The organism is Streptomyces sp. NPDC045470 (assembly GCF_040646595.1).
Classification (GTDB): Bacteria; Actinomycetota; Actinomycetes; order Streptomycetales; family Streptomycetaceae; genus Streptomyces.
In genome coordinates, this window is record NZ_JBEZAN010000033.1 from 1 (window position 1) to 18,179 (window position 18,179).

Here is an 18,179-nt window from a genome sequence, read left to right on the forward strand (position 1 = left end):
GTCGGATACGCCCGCCGACCGGTCATCCCCGCCTCCCCGAAGTGCAGGAACTACCAAGTCACCTGCCCTGAACGGGGCTTCTCAGACACCCTCTAACGGCATACCTGGACCAACGACCAACCGATCCAAACGAAACTGCCTAACCCCCGCCGTACAGCGCCCGGTGCCCGGCGTCAGCGTCTGCTGCTGCCGGGAGCCAGCAGGACACCGTCACTTCGCCAGCCGCCCACCAGCAGACTCCAGACATCGGCCAACCGAAGGCTACAGGTGGTAGCGCGGCCGACATACTGGGTAAGGGGTCATGCCTCGTCAACTCCTCGTTCACCGATCCCGGCCATGCCCGGCCATCCATGCTCATCGATGCCGTTGAACCAGGCGGTGTTGCGGGCCCACCCGCGGATCGGGTGCGCGCTCGCACTCAGCGGTGTCGGAGAGTTCTTCTCCACCGCGTGGACCATCGGCGTTCCGGTCTGGCTGACCAGCCAGTTGCACGCCGGGGCCGGGGCCGGGGCCGGGGCGTACGCGGTGGTGCTGTCCGCGATGGGGATCGGTGTGGTGGTCGGGAACTTGCTGACCGGGAACGTGACTTTCGTGGCTCTGCCGGGCCGGTTTCCGGCGGCGTACTGCCTGGTGTGGGTGGGTCGGGGGCTGCTGCTGGCTGCGTTCGCGCTGAGCAACAGTCTGCTGGAGGTGGCGGCCCTCGCCGCAGCGGCGAGCGCTCTGGTGCCGCTGGCCTCGATCAGCCTGAGTGCGGAGATCGGCTCGCTGCCGGGGCCGCAGCGGCTGCGGGTGTTCACCGCCGATTCCGTCAAGCTGCACGTGGCGAGCATGAGCAGCATGCTGGTGCTGCCCGCGCTGCTGGAGCGCGCGCCGAAGGCGTCCTTCGCGGCGGCGGGAGCGGCGACCGCCTGTGCCGGTGCGGTGGCCTGGCTGGCGGCCCGGGCCGTGGCCCGGCGGCCGGTCCGCATGGAAGAGGCCGACCCGGAACGCGCCCGGAGGTGAACGGCTCAGCCGTTGCGGTGGGCCCAGCCGGGTGCTGAGGGCGTCGCCCGGCAGCACCGTGCGTGCCGAAGTCCGCTGCAACACGGTGCCGGTGGCGTTGACCACGGCCGTCAACAGAGCGACCAGTGCGGAAGAGCGCAGCTGACACAGAACGCCCCTGCGGTCCGGCGCCGCGGACGCCGACCGCTACCCCTCCCACCGTGTCAGAGCCGGTCCAGCCGCTCGTACAGCGCCCGCGGCCTACGGGCCTGCTCCTTGACTCGGGCCGGGGCCCGGGGCGGCGCGTGAAATCCGCACCTGAACACTATTCCCGCGCTGACCGGGAACTCCGGTGCGTGCCTACCACCAGTCCATTCGGTTTTGCCATCGCGCCCCATCAGGCCGCTGCTGGCTCCGACTCCGGGCTGGTGGGGGAGGAGAGCTGAAGGCGGCTGGAACCGTAGCCTGGTGCTGGCCGAGGGAAAAGGTGTGCGGCAGGACCTGCACGGTGCGGGAGACGTTCTCGTTACGGCGTCGCTGCGGGGTGAACGACAACGCACTTGTCGACCCGGCGGCTCGACGAAATACGCGTCCTAATCGATCACCCGGAGCGCCTTGGCGAACAGTCGCTGATTCGCCCACGGCAGACGAGAAGCAGCCGCAAAGGACTGGAACTTTTCCCGGTGCTAAGTGAACGTATAACACCCCCGGAAAAACAGGGCTCGCCAGCAGCTCGCCGGGCGACATGAGGAGTCTGTTCTGTCGACTTGCGCTCTCCGAGCCGTTCAGGTGATTGCCGTCGTCCGATTCGGATACCTGACCGCGTACCGGCTGACGGAGAGAGGGGAACGTGTCCCGGGGGCGGGGAACGTAACATAACCGGTGATCACCGGTTAGTCAAACCGGTGATCGTGCGGAGTATTGATGCTGTCCGTGCTGGCACCTGGTGGCGCCTTCGGCGCGGGTAGGTCAGTGCGAGGTGTTGTCTAACTGGTCCCGGCGGGTGCGAGAGCATCGGCAAAGGTTAGGAGCGCGTTCTGCTGGGCGATGCACAACGGGTGCCCCTCAGTTAGCGAAACCGGGGGTCGTCCGGATCGCTGGTGTTGTTCGTCTTCGGCTGTGCTTGGCGGTGGAGCCGTAGCGGAGGAAGTAGCCCATTCACCTTTCCCCTCATTGGCAGAGGTGGTGAAGTGCAGTTGTTTTCATGTATTCGAGGAGAGTGAGCCCTCTGTCCGATCCCATCAAGAAACTTCCGCCGGACTCCAAAGGGAAGGTCAGGTATCGGTTTGTTATCGACGTAGGAGTTGACCCTGAAACCGGGAAGCGTAAGCAGTTGAGGCGCACCTTCGATTCATTGAAGGAGGCGAGGGCCGAGTACGCAAACATATCTAACCGACGGAACGAGGGATCGCTCGTGCCGCCAAACAAGATCACCGTGAACGAATGGCTCGATCGGTGGCTGGCTATGAAAGCCGATGACCTCGAAGAGACCACCATCTACAACTACACGATTACCGTGGATCGAGTACGGGGGAGACTTGGTAAGATCCGCCTCCAGGATCTCACTGAAGAGCACGTGGAGGAGTGGAGGGACTGGGCTCTGGCGCATGGTCGCGTGCGCGGCAAGAGGGCGGGCACGCCACTCGGTGTCACGAGTGTGGACATGAGCCTCGCTCGGCTGAAGGAAGCCCTGGGGAGAGCTGTTACCCGACGGCTGGTGTACGTGAATGTCGCTGCGCATGTCACCATTCCCCGCAGGGCGCGCAAAGAGGAGCGGAAGAACCAGGAGGAGGTACAGCCTTGGAATGTCCAGGAGGTGCAGAAGTTCATCCACGGCATTATGGGAGAGCGTCTCTACGCTGCGCTTCTCCTTTCGCTGATGGGCCTTCGTCCAGCTGAAGTCTGCGGACTTCGGTGGGAAGACGTTGACCTGGAGAACGCCACGATCATCATCGCCAACACGCGCACGATGATGGGCAACCGCTACGTGGTGGAGAAGGACACCAAGTCTCTTGCGGGTGAGCGGGCTCTGCCGCTGCCGGCTCCGGTGCTAGCTACCCTCAAGGCGTTCCGGGCTCTCCAGGCCGAGGAGAGGCTCGCCCTGGGGGAGGCGTACACGGCATCCGGCTACGTGCTGGTGCACGAGACGGGAGTTGCCTTCACGATCAAGCAGTTCCGTCGGCGCGCGTACCGGCTCATGCAGCTCCTCGGGCTCCGTCGCGTCAGGCTCTACCTGGCACGTGCGGCATGCTTCACCTACCTGGCCAACTGCGGTGTACCGGACCACATCCTCGCGCGATGGGCCGGGCACAAGAACATCAAGACGACCAAGCGGTGGTACGTCAAGCCGGACGTAGAGGATCTTCGCGGAGCCGCTACCACCTGGGAGGGTCTGCACGGGGGTGCGGCGGAGGGGCAAGCGTGAGCCACGCGGTTTTCCAGCTGGGCGACCTGCCGAGCCGTATGGCCGGCAGGGTTGAGGCGGACTCGGAGCCCGGCCACCGGTTGTGGTCCGGTAGCCATGATCAGGAGGACCAGTCCGGCTGCGGCCAAGTCTCCTACCAGGCGCGCGTTCCCGCTGCCGACGCGGTCACGAGTACGCCAGTGAACAGATACCTGGAGGTTACGGGATCCCGGCAGTGCCCCGACCCGCCGGTGCAAGGTAGCCAAGAGCCGCTAAATTCACCCTGGCGATATGACATCCCGCGACAGATGAGAGGGTCAGGCGGGTGAGTGAGACGACGGTGAAGACCCTGCAATACCGCTCTGACGGCCCGGAAGACGCGCCTTGTCTGGTTTTGGGGGCGGCGCTCGGGACGACCTGGCACATGTGGGACCGGCAGATACCCGAGCTGACCCGTCACTGGCGGGTCGTCCGGTTCGATCTGCCGGGGCACGGTGGGTCGCCCGCGTATCCGGCGGCCTCCGTCGCCGAGCTGGCCGACCGGCTGGTGGCGACGCTCGATGTGCTGGGTGTGGAGCGGTTCGGATATGCGGGGTGTTCCATCGGTGGGGCGATCGGTGCGCAGTTGGCGCTCACCCGGCCGCAGCGGGTCACCTCGCTCGCTCTGATCTCCTCGTCGCCCCGCTACGGCACCGCCGACTCCTGGCGGCAGCGCGGTGTGGTGATCCGTACGAACGGGCTGGACCCGATCGCCCGTACCTCGCCCGAGCGCTGGTTCACGCCCGGCTTCGCGGGGGCCCAGCCGGCGATCGTCGAGTGGGCCGTCCAGATGGTGCGCACCACCGACCCCGGCTGTTACATCGCCGCCTGTGAGGCGATGGCCTCCTTCGACGTCCGTTCCTCGCTCCAGCGGATCGGGGTGCCCACCCTCGTCGTCGCCGGTTCCGAGGACCAGGTCACCCCGACCACCGACGCCCGCACCCTGGTGGCGGGCATACCGGACGCGAGTCTCGCGCTGGTTCCCGGTACGTCCCACCTGGCGCCCGTCGAGCAGCCCGCCGCCGTCACCGAACTGCTCATCCGGCACTTCACGGCGGCCTGGCACGACAAGTCGGGCGGCACGACTCAGACGGCGATCGGCGCCGCCGCGCCCAAGCCGGTGCTCGGGCCCGCCACGCCGCCCCCGCCCGTGGTGCCCGCGGCCATCGAGTCCGGTCTCGCCCAGCCGGAAGCGGTCCGGGGCGGCGCGTACGAGCAGGGCGTCAAGGTCCGCCGTGAGGTGCTCGGTGATGCGCATGTGGACCGGGTGGAGGCCGACACGGACGACTTCACGGGGGACTTCCAGGAGTTCATCACCCGGTACGCCTGGGGCGAGATGTGGACCCGCGGCGGACTGGACCGGCGGACCCGCAGCATCATCACGATCACCGCGCTGGTCGCCCGCGGCCACCAGGACGAACTGGCGCTGCACACCCGCGCCGCGCTGCGCAACGGGCTCACCCCCACGGAGATCAAGGAAGTCCTGCTGCACACCGCGGTGTACTGCGGCGTGCCGGCGGCCAATGCCGCTTTCGCCGTGGCGCAGCGCGTCATACGGGAGGAGACGACGCCGGAGGGGTGAGGAGGGCGGGGCGAGGGCGATGGGGGCCTCCCCTGAGGGCCCGCCGGGCACCCGCGCGGCAAGATGGGGGTATGGAACTCACGAAGAAGACGCACGCCTGTGTCCGGCTGGAGAAGGACGGGCAGGTGCTCGTCATCGATCCCGGTGTCTTCAGCGAGCGGGACGCGGCGGTCGGCGCCGACGCCATCCTGATCACCCACGAGCACATGGACCACTTCGACGAGGAGCGGCTGCGCGCGGGCATGGAGGCCAACCGGGGCGCCGAGATCTGGACCCTGGCCAGTGTGGCCGAGCAGATTTCCGCGGCGTTCCCGGGGCGGGTGCACACGGTCGGTGAGGGGGACGCGTTCACCGCCGCCGGGTTCGACATCGAGGTGCACGGACAGCTGCACGCCGTCATCCACCCGGACATCCCGCGGGTCACCAACGTCGGCTATCTGATCACCACCGAGGACGACGGCGCGACCGTCTTCCACCCGGGTGACGCGCTCACCGTCCCCCAGGGCCGTACGGTGGACACCCTGCTGCTGCCCGTGCACGCGCCGTGGAACAAGGTCTCCGAGGTGATCGACTACGTCCGCGAGGTCCGGCCGCGCCGCGCCATCGACGTGCACGACAGCTTGCTCCAGGACCACGCCCGTCCCGTGTACGACGGCCTGATCGACAAGCTCGGCGGCACCGATCACGCCCGCCTCACCCCCGGTGACCACACCGGTTTGAACTGACTGTCGGACCCCCGCTGTAGGTTTACGGACATGCGCATCGCGACCTGGAACGTCAATTCGATCACCGCCCGCCTCCCGAGGCTGCTGGCCTGGCTGGAGAACACCGGCACGGACGTGCTGTGCGTCCAGGAGACCAAGTGCTCGGCCGAGCAGTTCCCGTACGACCAACTGCGCGAGCTGGGCTACGAGGCCGCCGTCAACGCCACCGGCCGGTGGAACGGCGTCGCCCTGCTGTCGAAGGTGGGCCTGGAGGACGTCACCAGCGGGCTGACCGGCGGTCCGGAGTACGAGGGGGTCCAGGAGCCCCGCGCCGTCTCCGCGACCTGCGGCCCGGCCCGTGTCTGGTCGGTGTACGTGCCCAACGGCCGCGAGATCGACCATGCGCACTTCGCGTACAAGCTCCAGTGGTTCGAAGCCCTGAAGGCGGCTGTCGCCGAGGACGCGGCGGGCCCCCGGCCCTTCGCGATCCTCGGCGACTTCAACGTCGCGCCGACCGACGACGACGTCTGGGACACCACCGTCTTCGAGGGCATGACGCATGTGACGCCCGCGGAGCGCGCCGCCCTGGCCGCTCTGCGGGAGGCCGGCCTGTCGGACGTCGTGCCGCGCCCCCTGAAGTACGACAAGCCGTTCACCTACTGGGACTACCGCCAGCTCTGCTTCCCGAAGAACAAGGGCATGCGCATCGACCTGGTGTACGGCAACGAACCGTTCGCCAAGGCCGTCTCGGACGCCTACGTCGACCGCGAGGAGCGCAAGGGCAAGGGCGCGTCGGACCACGCTCCGGTGGTGGTGGATCTGGACGTATGAGTCCGGCCTGACGCCCTTCCGGCGGTCCGGCTCAGGGCCTGGGCAGCAGCGCCCGCAGGTCCACCGACTCCCCGAGCGCCCGCAGTCCCGCGTCGCCGGGGTGCAGGTGGTCGCCGCTGTCGTACGCGGGCAGCAGCCGCTGCGGGCGCCGCGGGTCGCGGAGCACCGCGTCGAAGTCCAGTACGGCGTCGAAGTCCGCGCCGCGTGCCCGGAGGGCCGTGTTCACGGCGGTGCGTCGCGTCTCGACCGCCGCCGTGCAGCCCGGGAAGCCCTCGCACGGCGCGACGGTCGCGGCCACCACGCGCAGCCCGCGCTCGTGTGCGCGCCGGGCGAGGGCCCGCAGCCCCGCCACGACCTCGTGTGCCGGAGTGCCGGTGCGCAGGTCGTTGACGCCCTCGAAGATCACGACCGTACGGACCGAGGGCCGCGCCAGCACGTCCCGCTCCAGCCGGTGCTGTGCGCTGACCCCGCTGACGTCGGTGCTCACGCCGTCACCCGGATAGCGGTCGGTGACGACCCGGTTCCCCGCGATGCCGCTGTTGACCACGCCGTAGCGCGGGAGTGCGTGCTGGGTCCGGAAGCGGCGGGCCAGCACGTCCGGCCAGCGCCGGTTGGCGCCCGCCGTCGAACCCTGGCCGTCGGTGACGGAGTCCCCGAGCGTCACGACCGTGCCCGGACCGCCCGCCACTTCCACCCCGGTCAGGAACGGCCAGCCGGTCAGCGTGCCGGGGTACGCCGCGGCGCCGCTGTCGCCCGTTCGGTCGCCGGAGCCCGGTGCGCTCACGTACGAGACCTGCTCGGACCGCCCGTGCACCGGCGCGGCCGTCACCGTGCCCGGCAGATACAGACTGACCAGCAGGTTGCGGCCCGCGGGCACGGTGTACCGGAGGGGATCGCTGTACGCCTCGGCGCCGGCCGGGACCCGTACGCCGCGCTGCCCGCCGAACGTCAGCGGTACGGGTGCGCGGGCGGCTCCCGCGCCGCCGCCCGCGCCCTGTACGGCCACGCTCGCCGCCGCGAAGCCCACCGGCGCCGCCGCGAAGGTGTTCGCCAGCCGGACCCGTACCCGCGGCCCGCCCGTGCCGCTGTGCACGACCAGGCGCAGCGTCCGGCCGCCCCACGGACCGGCCTTCGCGTACCCGCCCGTGCTCGTTCCCCAACTGCCCGTCCACCCGGCACCGTTGTCGCGCACCGCCACCGCGAACACGTGCAGATCCGCGCCCGGCCCCGGGTCCCGGGGCAGTACGACGGCGGCCACCTCGCGCCCGCGCACCACCGGCACGCTCACCGCGTACAGCCGCGCCGGCTCCGCCCGTTGGCCGCCCGGCGTGTTGATGTGCGGCAGCGTCACCGCCTTGGTGGCCGGCGGGCCCGTACGCCAGTCCGGCGCGCTCAGCCGGTACGCGCTGCGCGACCCGTCCCGGTAGCGGACCGTGCCGGTGCCGGTCACCGCGCCGCCCGTCGCGGCCACCAGCAGCGACACCGCGTCGCCGCGCCCGTGCAGCCGTACGGTCTGGCCGTCGGCCCGTACGTTGTCGGGCCGGCCCGGCGCGGTGCGCGGCCACCGCAGCCGGGCCGCGTCGAGAGTCAGCACCCGGCCCGGCGTCCAGCCCGCCGCGGCCAGGTCCCGCGCGGACAGGGAATTGCCCGCGCCGTCGAAGTCCGCCGAGGTCGACGCGGACGGCTCGCTGATGGCCCTGTTGTCGAAGAGGCGCTCCAACGGCGCCGGACCGGCTGGCCGTTGGAGCGGCGCCGCCGGGGCGGCCGTGGCGCCCAGGGTGAGGGAGAGGGCCGGGGCGAGTGCCCCGCTCCACAGTCGTACGCGCATATGGGCGTCCTTCCGCGGGTACCGGTGACGAGTACGGGTCCGGCCGGAACCGGTCGCCGGGTCGTTGATCCGGTCACCGGCCTGCCGCGCGCCTGTGGCCACCGTCCCGGCCCGGGTGGGACGCTACGCCCATGAACATGTCTTTCCTGGACAAGTGGCGCAAGCGGCCGGAAGCGGTCCCTGCTGTCGTGGACGACCCCGAAGGCGCGGCGATGCTCCTGGCGGAGTGCGAGCTGCTGCGTGCCCAGGCCCAGACCGAGGGCGTGGAACTGGACGACTCGGTGCATTCGTTGGAGGCGCTGGACCAGTTGCGGCCCGCGTGGCGTGACGACCCCGAGGTGGTGACCTGGCTCGGCAACGACGCGGGCTGCTACCTGGGTACGGTGCTGGTACGGACGGTGCCGGGCGCGGCCTGGAAGGTGTGGCCCGGCGGTGAGCCGGTGGTACGGCTGGCCTCCGGCCGGGAGGTGGACGTGGTGACGGCGGGCCGGGACTGGGCGGCCACCGGCGCGCCCGAACTGTGCCAGCTCTACGCGGAGGCCGCCGAGAGCTGACCGCCGCGCGGCAGGCGGGAGTGCGACGACAGGCCCTGGACGGCCGGCGGCCCGGTCACACGAACCCGATGTCGTACGCGAGGCGCCACCGGTCGGCCCGTACGACGATGTCCGAGGTCTCGACGGCCCGCCCGTCCGCGTCGTAGTGGGTGCGTTCCACGGAGGTCACGCACTGCCCGGGGGAACAGCCCAGCGCCTCCGCCTCGGCGCTGGAAGCGGGCCGCGAACCCACGCGTTCCTCGGCGCGCACCACCCGGATCCCGATGGCGGCCATCCGCCCCCGCACCCCGCGCCGGGCGTAGGGTCCGCATTCCGGGAAGACGACGTCCGTGCCCTCGGTGATGGCGAGCGGCTCCCAGCTCGTGGCGAGTTGCACGGGCTGCCGGTTGGCCAGGTATTCGTACACCGACCGGACGACGCCGGTGCCCGGCACGATGCACAGCCGCCGCGCGACCCGGTCGGACGCCGCGTCCGTCGTCGAGGACACCTCCCAGGTCAGCGGCGTGCCCTCGGGTGACCCTTCCAGGGCGATCCGGGCGGCGAACGGGGAGTCCACGGCGCCCGTGGAGCGCAGCAGCGTCCCGATCGGCGCCCGGTCGGCGACGAACACCCCGCGCCCGAACTGGCCTTCCGCGTAGCCGGCGGCCTTCAGGACGCGGACCGCGCGGTCCACGGTCTGGTCGCTGGCCTCGTACGCCCGCTTGAGCTCGGACCGGGACGGAATCCGCGCGCCGACGGGCAGGGCTCCGTCGTCGATCTGGCGGCGGAGGTCGTCGGCGATGCGCTGGAAGACGGGTCGGTTGTCACCCATGCCCCACAGGCTAGGTACGCAGGCGGGCACTGTGTACCTAGGGGGAAGGCGCCGGGGCAGCCGCCCGCCGAGGGGGACGGGCCGGTGGTGCGGTGCGGCCCGGGCCGGTGGTGCGGTGCGGCCCGGGCCGGTGGTGCGGTGCGGCCCGGGCCGGTGGTGCGGTGCCGTCCGGCTGGCGGCGCGGGCCGGGGGCGCGGCGCCGGACGCGCGTGGGCACTTTCCCGAGTAATCAGGGGTTATCGTGGCATTCGTGCGTGTCAGGGGAAAAGTACTGCTTTCGGGCAGGTAGTTTGCGGTGTCCTGGCGGTACGGATGAGAGTGAGCAGGCTGCACATGGCCGGTGATGCGCTGATCGAGCTGCGCGGGGTCAACAAGCACTACGGAAAGCTGCACGTCCTCCAGGACATCGACCTCACCGTCGACCGCGGCGAGGTGGTGGTCGTCATCGGGCCCTCCGGGTCCGGCAAGTCCACCCTGTGCCGCACCATCAACCGCCTCGAACCGATCGAGTCCGGCACCATCACCCTGGACGGCCGCCCGCTCCCGGAGGAGGGCCGCGAACTGGCCGGACTGCGCGCCGAGGTCGGCATGGTCTTCCAGTCCTTCAACCTCTTCGCGCACAAGAGTGTGCTGGCCAACGTGATGCTCGCGCCGGTCAAGGTCCGCAAGCGCAAGAAGGAGGAGGCCGAGCGGCGGGCCCGCCAACTCCTGGACCGGGTGGGCCTGGCCACGCACGCCGACAAGTACCCGGCGCAGCTCTCCGGCGGCCAGCAGCAGCGCGTGGCCATCGCCCGCGCGCTGGCCATGGAGCCGAAGGCGCTGCTCTTCGACGAGCCGACCTCCGCCCTCGACCCGGAGATGATCAATGAGGTCTTGGAGGTCATGCAGCAGCTCGCGCAGGAGGGCATGACGATGGTCGTCGTCACCCATGAGATGGGTTTCGCGCGCTCCGCCGCCAATCGGGTGGTCTTCATGGCCGACGGCCGGATCGTCGAGGACCGCACGCCGGAGGAGTTCTTCACCGCGCCGGAGAGCGACCGCGCCAAGGACTTCCTGTCCAAGATCCTCAAGCACTGACCGGGGGCGCCGCCATGCACCAGACCCGAACCGCCCTCGTGGCGCTCGCGCTGACCGCGGCCGCCCTGCTGGCCGCCGGCTGCGGCAGGTCCGGCAGCCCGCCGGTCAAGGGCCCCAAGGGCAGCGAACTGCCCCGCTACGCGACCGCGGAGGGCTTCCGGCTGCCCGCCTCCGCGACCTGGCGCAAGGCCGAGAGCCGCGGCCGGCTGGTCGTCGGCGCCAAGGAGGACCAGCCGTACATGGGTGAGCGGGACCCGGCCTCCGGGACGTACACCGGCTTCGACGTCGAGATCGCGAAGATGATGTCCGCCTCCCTCGGGTTCGACCCGAAGACGATCCAGTTCAAGACCATCGCCTCCGCCAACCGCGAGACGGCCCTGCAGAACGGCCAGATCGACTTCTACGTCGGCACCTACACCATCAACGCCAAGCGCAAGCAGCAGGTGGGCTTCGCCGGGCCGTACTACATGGCGGGCCAGGGCCTGCTGGTGCGCAAGGACCAGAAGGGCATCGACGGGCCGCGGGACCTGGCGGGCCGGAAGGTCTGCTCGGCGGCCGGTTCCACGCCGTACCAGCGCATCCAGGCGGACTATCCCAAGGCCGACCTGGTCGCCTACGACACGTACTCGGTGTGTGTGGACAACCTGCTCACCTATCAGGTCGACGCCGTCACGACCGATGACGCGATCCTCATGGGCTACGCCGCCAAGGTGCCCGACGAGCTGAAGCTGGCCGGCAAGCCGTTCTCCGAGGAGCCGTACGGCATCGGCGTGCCGCGCGGGGACACCGCGCTGCGCCTCGCGCTGGACGACGCGCTCGCCGCCCACGAGAAGAACGGCGACTGGAAGAAGGCGTACGACGCGACGCTGGGCCTGTCCGGCGTCCCCGCCCCGCGGCCGCCCGCCATCGACCGCTACCCGGCGAGCTGAGGACGAGGACCGCCCATGAACGTGCTCACGGACAACTTCTCCCTCTACGGGGAAGGGCTGCTCGGCACCGTCGAACTGACCGTCTTCGCCTCGCTGCTCGCACTGGTCGTCGGGGTGCTGATGGCGGCCTTCCGGGTGGCACCGGTCGGTTCGCTGCGGGTGTTCGGCACCGTGTGGGTGGCGGTGCTGCGCAACACACCGCTGACGCTGCTGTTCTTCGCGGTGCTGCTCGGTCTGCCGCGCTTCGGCGTCGTCCTGCCCTTCAAGATTTTCGCCATCCTCGCGCTGGGCTGCTACACCTCCGCCTTCATCTGCGAGGCGGTGCGCTCCGGCATCAACACCGTGCCGGTCGGGCAGGGGGAGGCCGCCCGCAGCCTCGGTATGACCTTCTCGCAGGTCCTGGGCGACGTGGTGCTGCCGCAGGCGTTCCGTACCGTCATCCCGCCCGTCGGCTCCACGCTCATCGCCCTCGCGAAGAACTCGGCGATCGCCGGTTCGTTCAGCGTCGTCGAACTCCTCGGCACCTACAAGACGCTCAACGAGCTGGGCTACAGCATCATCTGGACCTTCGTCTGGATCGCCGTCGGCTATCTGATCGTGACCCTGACCATCAGCGCGCTGTTCAACGTGCTGGAAAAGCGCTGGGGGGTTCCCCGATGACCGCCACCACCGCCCTTTACGACGTCCCCGGACCGCACACCAGGCGCCGGCACCGGCTCTACGGGGCGGCGGCGACGGTGGTGATCCTCGCCGTCCTCGCCTGGGCCGGGTACCTGCTGATCGACACCGGCCAGTTCAGCGCCCGCAAGTGGACCCCGTTCGCGTACGTGGGCATTCAGAAGCTGCTGCTCGAAGGGCTGGGCAACACGCTCAAGGCGTTCGCGTGCGCGGCCGTGCTGTCGCTGGTGCTGGGCGCGGTGCTCGCCGCGGGCCGGCTCTCCGACCACGCACCGGTCCGGTGGGTGAGCACGCTGCTGGTCGAGTTCTTCCGGGCGATGCCCGTCCTGGTCATGATCTTCTTCGTGTACGTGGCGCTGAAGGCGGAGCCGCTGTACGCGCTGATCGCGGGACTGACGCTGTACAACGGCTCGGTGCTGGCCGAGGTGTTCCGGGCCGGTGTGCACTCCGTCGACCGGGGGCAGCGGGAGGCCGCGTACGCGCTGGGCATGCGCAAGACGCAGGTCATGACGTACGTCCTGGTGCCGCAGGCGGTCCGGGCCATGCTGCCCACGATCATCAGCCAGCTCGTCGTCGCCCTGAAGGACACCTCGCTCGGCTTCCTGATCACCTACGAGGAGTTCCTGCACGCCGGCAAGCTGATCGCCTCCAACCTCGACTACGACCTGCCCTTCATCCCGGTCGTCATGATCGTCTCGCCGATCTACATCGGCCTGTGCATGCTGCTGTCGTGGTGCGCGTACCGGGTCGCGAAGCGGCAGCGCAAGAGCCCGAAGACGGACGCGGTGGACGTCAACGCGCCGGAACCGGGGACGCTGCTGCCGGGGGCACAGCAGCAGCGATGACGCCCGGGCCCGGTCCTCGGTCAGGCAGCAGCAGCGTGGCCCCCGGCCCGGACCTCAGTCGCGTACCGGCACCGACACCCACGACGGATCGTTCGCGGGGGAGGAGAAGGTGAGCTCGGCACCGGACGGGTTGTGCTCGATGTAGAGCGGGTCGACGGAGTCCACGACCACGGCCAGCCGGTGGCCCGCCGGGACGTCGTACGCCGTCGAGAACAGCTCCAGGTCGACGCCGAACGGCTTGCCCGGAGCCTTGTCGTGGAAGGTGAACGGCGCGTGCGAGACCAGCTTGCCGACGCCGAGCGGCCCCACGTCGTACAGGTAGGCGATGCCGGTGCCGCTCTCGGCGGTGCCGGTGACGGTGGTGTGCAGCTTCGCCGTGCCGCGTACGTGCTGCGCGGAGGTGTACCGCTCGGACTGCCACACGGCGGCGGCCGAGCGCGGCAGCAGCGGGATCGAGGCCATCGGCGGCAGCCGGAGGAACTGGTCCAGCAGGCTGGAGAGGAAGATCGTGCCGCCGTTGGCGCCGGAGTCGCGGTGGGTGCCGATCCGCTGCGTGCCGTTCAGCGCGATCCTCCGGTTCCCGGAGGGCACGTCCTGCCAGCTCTTGTACCCCTCGTAGGCGCCGGTGGAACGGGACTTCAGTTGTACGGGCGCCTCGCGGTCGACTCCGTTGTCGGCGCCCTTGAGGTAGCGGTCGAACCAGCGCTTGGTGTGGTCCCAGGTGTCGTTCGGCAGTCCGAGCAGGCCCAGGCCCTCGGCGGTGGCGTGGTCGCCGGGCCGGAACTCCAGCCGCTTGGGTCCCTTGAGCTTCTCGTAGAAGTCGGCGTACTGGTTGGGCGGGAAGAGCGAGTCGCCCCAGGCGTTGCCCAGCATGATCGCCGCGCCATTGGCGTTGATCTTGTCGAGGTAGGTGACCGGGGACCGCTTCGCGCCCCACTTGATCATGTCGCCTTCCTTGGCCAGGTCGGAGGCGAGGAAGTCCTTGAGGATGATCTTCAGCTCCGGGCTGGGACGCCCGGTGACCGCCCCGAGGCCGCCCAGCAAGGCGGCCGCCTGCTGATGCTGGGTGCGGCCGCTGTAGATCGAGTCGATCAGGTCGGCCCAGCCGCTGAGCGCCGCGACCACCTTGACGCGCTTGTCGAACGCGGAGGTCAGCAGGCTGATCCCGGCGCCGTACGACACCCCGCCCATGCCCACCTTCGCCGGGTCGGCCGCGGTGTGGGCCAGCGCCCAGTCGATGACCTTGGAGGCGTCGGCGATGTCCGGGGGGCCGGCCGTCTCGATCTGCCCGCCGGACTGCCAGAAGCCGCGCGAGTTGTAGCCCACCACCACGTACCCGGCGTCGGCGAGCTTCTTGGCCTGCACGACGTACTCGATCTGCGGCATGCCCCAACTGGTGGGCAGCACGATCAGCGGGTAGCGGCGGCCGGGCACGGCGTCGCCCGGGGTGAAGACGTTGGCCTTCAGAGTGATGCCGCCGTCGCCCACGATGTCGACGAACTTCACGTCGGGGAACTTCGCCGCGAGGTGCTGCTGCGTGGCGGCGCCGGTCGCCTGGGCGCCCGTGGCAGGGGCGCTCGCGGCGGGGGCGGGCGGTGCGGTGGTGGCGGAGTGCGCCAGGGGGGCGCCCGCGAGGGTGGTGGTGGCGAGCACGGCGGCCGAGACGGTGCCGACGGTGGTGCGCAGCGTGGTGCGGGAGGGCGACATCTACTGCTCCTAGTGCTTCAAGACTGAAGTGACTGGAGAGTAAGGTGCGCTTCTTACCGCTGGTAACCCGTCGGTAGGTTACGGATGGGTAACGTCCGGCTGTGCCGGGCCGGACGGTGCGCCCGGCCGACAGGCCGGGCGCACTTCCTGGTCAGAGGCCCAGGTCCGGACCGAACACCTCGTAGTGGATGTCCGCCGCGGCCACCCCCGCGGCGAGCAACTGGCCGCGGGCCTCCTTCATGAAGGGCACCGGGCCGCAGAGGTAGGCGACGGCGCCTTCCGGGACGTCGATCCGGCTCAGGTCGATCCGCCCCTCGTGCCGGGTGACGACGCCCTCGCCGTCGCCCGCCCCGGCAGCGGCCTCCGGCTGCTCGTACCAGACCTCGGCCGTGGCGTGCGGCAGCTTCCCGGTGAGCTGCCGCAGTTCGGCGCGGAAGGCGTGGGTGGCCGGGGTGCGGTCGGCGTGGACGGAGACGACGCGGCGGTCGCAGCCGTCGGCGGCGAGCCGGGACAGGATGCCGATCATGGGGGTGCAGCCGATGCCGGCCGAGACGAGCAGCATCGGGCGGTCGCTCTCCTCCGGCACCACGTCGCCGAACGGGGCGCTGACGCGCAGGACGTCGCCGCTGTGCAGCGCCGTGTGCAGATGGTTGGAGACCTCGCCCGCCGGGGAGCCGGAGGCGTCACCGGTCACCCGCTTCACCGAAAACTGAAGGCCGCCGTCCGGCTGTCCGGACAGGCTGTACTGCCGTATCTGCCGGGCCCCGTCGGCGAGCCGCACCTGTACGGAGACGTACTGGCCGGGCCGGGAGGCCGGGACCGGGGCGCCGTCCACCGGCTGGACGACGAAGGTCACCACGTCCTCGGTCTCCTGGAGGCGGCCGACGACACGGTACTCCCGCCAGACGTCACCGTCCGGCGTGCCCGCCGCTTCGTACAGGCGCTTCTCGGCGGCGATGAGGGCGTTCGCCATCAGCCAGTACACCTCGTCCCAGGCCGCCGCGACCTCCTCGGTGACGGCCTCGCCCAGGACCTCCACGATGGCCGCGAACAGGTGCTCGTGCACGATCGGGTACTGGTCGGCGCGGACGCCGAGCGAGGCGTGCTTGTGCGCGATGCGCTCCAGCATCGCGTCGGGGCGCTCGTCCGGGTGCTCCACCAGGTACGTGGCGAAGGTGGCGATGGAGCCGGCGAGCGCCTGACGCTGGCTGCCGTTGGCCTGGTTGCCGCGGTTGAACAGGTCGCGCAGCAGCTCGGGGTGGGCGGCGAACATCTTGTCGTAGAAGAGCGGGGTGATCTCACCGATGGCCGCTCCGACCGCGGGAAGGGTGGCGCGGACGGTTTCGGCGGACGTGGACGACAGCATCGGGTGCTCCGGTTCTCGGGAAGTGCTGAGGGGTCGGTGGTGGTCGGTGGGCACGCGGTGGCGCAAATAACTTGCATCTGAGATTCGTATTTCGCCGCCAGCGTACGAGCCGGGGTGGCGGTGTGCGTAGGGCCGTTCAGCCCTCCGGCCGGGGAGTCAGGCCGAGCAGCACAGGGCCGGTCGGGGAACCCACCAGGTCCTCGATGGACAGCGGATCGAGCGCGGCGAAGAACGCCTCCTGCGCGGCACGCAGGGCGCCGCGCAGGCGGCAGGCCGCGCGCAGCGGGCACGGCGGATCGTCCTCGCACCCCACCACGTCGCCGACGCCCTCCAGTTCGCGCACCAGGCGGCCCAGGGAGCCGGTACGGCCCTTCCGGGTCAGGGACAGGCCCCCGTTGCGTCCGCGCCGGGCCTCCACGACGCCGAGGTGCTGGAGTCTGCTCACCACCTTGGCGGCGTGCGTGTACGGGACCTGGACGGCGCCCGCCACCTCGCGGGTGGTCGGCGCGTCACCCCGGTCGTCGAGGACCGCCAGCCGCATGGCGATGCGGAGCGCGATGTCGGTGCTCTTCGTCAGTCGCACGAGCACACCGTACTGAATTGGATTTTTGGATGCCAATTTGGGGTGCGGCGGACGGGGCGGGCGGGACCGGGCATGTCGCGCGGGACCGGACGAGCCGGTCGGACCGGACCGGCCGCGCGCGCCGGGGGAGCGGCCGCCAAGACGGGCGGCCGCGTGCCTGTCCCCCCGCGCCGGGCAGCAGTACGGTCGGCCCGAAGGGCATCCACGGGCCACCCTCCGGCCACCGGGATGCGGTGCCGGAACCGGCCCCGAACCACCGCGCCTGGAGGCCGCCATGCTCCCGACCCGCACCCTCCTCGACAGCATCACCACGAAGGCCCGGCTCGGCACCGACGTGCTGGCCCCGGCCACCGACGCCCTCGCCGAGTGCGAGAAGGCCGTCCTCGTCTGCGCGACGGGCATGCTCGCCTCCGACGAGCCCGACCGGATGCGGGAAGCGGCCCGCGCCGACCTGGACTGCCACGACGTCGTCGGAGCCACCCTGCGACTGCTGCTCAGGGAAGGCGGCGGCGAGACCCGGCTGCTGGCCGCGCAGCTCGACGCGTGCGCGATCGCCTGCGAACGCAGCAACGAACTGTGCCGGGCACACGCCGGCCGTCACGAGCACTGCCGCCTGTGCACCCAGGCCACGACCCGCGCGATAGACGCCTGCCACGGTGTACGGGAGGCACTGCGGCCGTAACTCAGCCGACCGGGCCGGGGGCGGGGAAGGACGCTGCGCCCCCGGCGCGGGCTGCCCGGCCCGCTACGTCCCGCGCCGTTCGCGCCACTCCCGTACGACGCTCTCCACGTCGTACGGCTCCAGGTTGAGCGGCGGGCCGGGCGGCGGCTGCCGGACCGCCTCCTGGATCTTGGCGTTGATCTCGCCGATGATGCGCCGCACCGCCCGCTCGGAGGGGGCCCGCGCCGCGGCCTCCCGGGCGTCCTCGGCCTCCTTGCGCAGCGCGAGGGTGGGCGGCAGGAAGGAGAGGTTCTCCCGGCTCATCTTCTCCTTGACCCACCACATGGCGTCGTACGGTTCGTCGAGGCCGGTCAGCGGCTTGCCGAAGCCGGGCAGGCCGGTGAACTCACCGCGCTCGGCGGCCTCGCGGATCTGCCGGTCGGCCCAGGTCTCGAAGCTGACGCCGGGGGGCTTGCGCTCGGTCATCACGGGGCTCCCTGGGGTGGGAATGCGGCCGGTCACCCTCGGCCCCGGGGTGCGGGGGCCGTCCGTACACAAGTACCACAGGGGGATGTCGCGGGCGTGGCCGACTGCGGGTG

Annotated in this window: 17 protein-coding genes; 11 read left to right on the top strand and 6 right to left on the bottom strand. The window is 70.7% G+C overall.

The genetic code is table 11. The features are described from left to right. Positions 1–360 precede the first annotated feature (360 nt). The 5 genes from AB0A97_RS39775 (at position 361) to AB0A97_RS39795 (ending at position 6,541) form a co-directional block, all read left to right on the top strand. Positions 361–1,002: a hypothetical protein gene (locus AB0A97_RS39775; RefSeq protein WP_361160409.1), complete on the top strand. Its 642-nt coding sequence runs from the start codon at positions 361–363 to the stop codon at positions 1,000–1,002. Positions 1,003–2,185: 1,183 nt separating this feature from the next. Next, complete coding sequence (locus AB0A97_RS39780) at positions 2,186–3,406, top strand: tyrosine-type recombinase/integrase (protein ID WP_361160411.1); 1,221 nt, start codon at positions 2,186–2,188, stop codon at positions 3,404–3,406. A 304-nt stretch (positions 3,407–3,710) separates the two neighbouring features. Next, complete coding sequence (gene pcaC, locus AB0A97_RS39785) at positions 3,711–5,006, top strand: 4-carboxymuconolactone decarboxylase (protein WP_361160414.1); 1,296 nt, start codon at positions 3,711–3,713, stop codon at positions 5,004–5,006. Positions 5,007–5,077: 71 nt separating this feature from the next. Continuing rightward, on the top strand, positions 5,078–5,731 hold the full coding sequence (locus tag AB0A97_RS39790; protein WP_361160416.1) for an MBL fold metallo-hydrolase: 654 nt from the start codon (positions 5,078–5,080) through the stop codon (positions 5,729–5,731). A gap of 30 nt (positions 5,732–5,761) precedes the next feature. Next, positions 5,762–6,541, top strand: coding sequence for an exodeoxyribonuclease III (locus tag AB0A97_RS39795; protein WP_361160418.1), 780 nt, complete (start codon positions 5,762–5,764; stop codon positions 6,539–6,541). A 31-nt stretch (positions 6,542–6,572) separates the two neighbouring features. Here the strand turns inward: AB0A97_RS39795 and AB0A97_RS39800 are convergent, their stop codons facing one another. Beyond that, complete coding sequence (locus AB0A97_RS39800; protein WP_361160420.1) at positions 6,573–8,369, bottom strand: SGNH/GDSL hydrolase family protein; 1,797 nt, start codon at positions 8,367–8,369, stop codon at positions 6,573–6,575. 131 nt (positions 8,370–8,500) lie between these two features. Between AB0A97_RS39800 and AB0A97_RS39805 the strand changes: the two genes are divergently transcribed. After that, entirely contained in the window at positions 8,501–8,923 is a 423-nt protein-coding gene (locus tag AB0A97_RS39805; protein WP_361160422.1) for a DUF6278 family protein, read from the top strand. A 55-nt stretch (positions 8,924–8,978) separates the two neighbouring features. Here AB0A97_RS39805 and AB0A97_RS39810 read toward each other — a convergent pair whose 3' ends face one another. Continuing rightward, positions 8,979–9,734 (bottom strand): GntR family transcriptional regulator, encoded by a 756-nt coding sequence (locus AB0A97_RS39810; protein ID WP_361160424.1) that lies wholly within the window; start codon positions 9,732–9,734, stop codon positions 8,979–8,981. 333 nt (positions 9,735–10,067) lie between these two features. On the opposite strand from AB0A97_RS39810, the gene AB0A97_RS39815 reads away from it, so the two are divergent. From AB0A97_RS39815 to AB0A97_RS39830, 4 genes are read left to right on the top strand one after another with little or no spacing between them, the layout of a single operon-like run. Then, positions 10,068–10,811: an amino acid ABC transporter ATP-binding protein gene (locus AB0A97_RS39815; protein WP_361160533.1), complete on the top strand. Its 744-nt coding sequence runs from the start codon at positions 10,068–10,070 to the stop codon at positions 10,809–10,811. Positions 10,812–10,825: 14 nt separating this feature from the next. Further along, positions 10,826–11,740 (top strand): glutamate ABC transporter substrate-binding protein, encoded by a 915-nt coding sequence (locus tag AB0A97_RS39820; RefSeq protein ID WP_361160427.1) that lies wholly within the window; start codon positions 10,826–10,828, stop codon positions 11,738–11,740. Between the two features lie 15 nt (positions 11,741–11,755). Continuing rightward, complete coding sequence (locus tag AB0A97_RS39825) at positions 11,756–12,400, top strand: amino acid ABC transporter permease (RefSeq protein WP_361160430.1); 645 nt, start codon at positions 11,756–11,758, stop codon at positions 12,398–12,400. After that, entirely contained in the window at positions 12,397–13,263 is an 867-nt protein-coding gene (locus tag AB0A97_RS39830; RefSeq protein WP_361160432.1) for an amino acid ABC transporter permease, read from the top strand. Before AB0A97_RS39825 ends, AB0A97_RS39830 begins: the two co-directional genes overlap by 4 nt. 54 nt (positions 13,264–13,317) lie before the next feature. Here AB0A97_RS39830 and AB0A97_RS39835 read toward each other — a convergent pair whose 3' ends face one another. The 3 genes from AB0A97_RS39835 to AB0A97_RS39845 all read right to left on the bottom strand — a co-directional run bounded on the left by AB0A97_RS39835 (position 13,318) and on the right by AB0A97_RS39845 (position 16,919). Then, positions 13,318–14,970 (bottom strand): alpha/beta fold hydrolase, encoded by a 1,653-nt coding sequence (locus tag AB0A97_RS39835; RefSeq protein ID WP_361160435.1) that lies wholly within the window; start codon positions 14,968–14,970, stop codon positions 13,318–13,320. 151 nt (positions 14,971–15,121) lie between these two features. Beyond that, on the bottom strand, positions 15,122–16,336 hold the full coding sequence (locus AB0A97_RS39840) for a globin domain-containing protein (RefSeq protein ID WP_361160437.1): 1,215 nt from the start codon (positions 16,334–16,336) through the stop codon (positions 15,122–15,124). Between the two features lie 136 nt (positions 16,337–16,472). After that, positions 16,473–16,919: an Rrf2 family transcriptional regulator gene (locus tag AB0A97_RS39845; RefSeq protein WP_361160439.1), complete on the bottom strand. Its 447-nt coding sequence runs from the start codon at positions 16,917–16,919 to the stop codon at positions 16,473–16,475. Positions 16,920–17,193: 274 nt separating this feature from the next. Between AB0A97_RS39845 and AB0A97_RS39850 the strand changes: the two genes are divergently transcribed. Beyond that, positions 17,194–17,601: a hypothetical protein gene (locus AB0A97_RS39850; RefSeq protein WP_361160442.1), complete on the top strand. Its 408-nt coding sequence runs from the start codon at positions 17,194–17,196 to the stop codon at positions 17,599–17,601. Positions 17,602–17,664: 63 nt separating this feature from the next. On the opposite strand, the gene AB0A97_RS39855 is transcribed toward AB0A97_RS39850, so the two are convergent. Beyond that, complete coding sequence (locus AB0A97_RS39855) at positions 17,665–18,066, bottom strand: DUF1992 domain-containing protein (RefSeq protein WP_361160445.1); 402 nt, start codon at positions 18,064–18,066, stop codon at positions 17,665–17,667. Positions 18,067–18,179 lie beyond the last annotated feature (113 nt).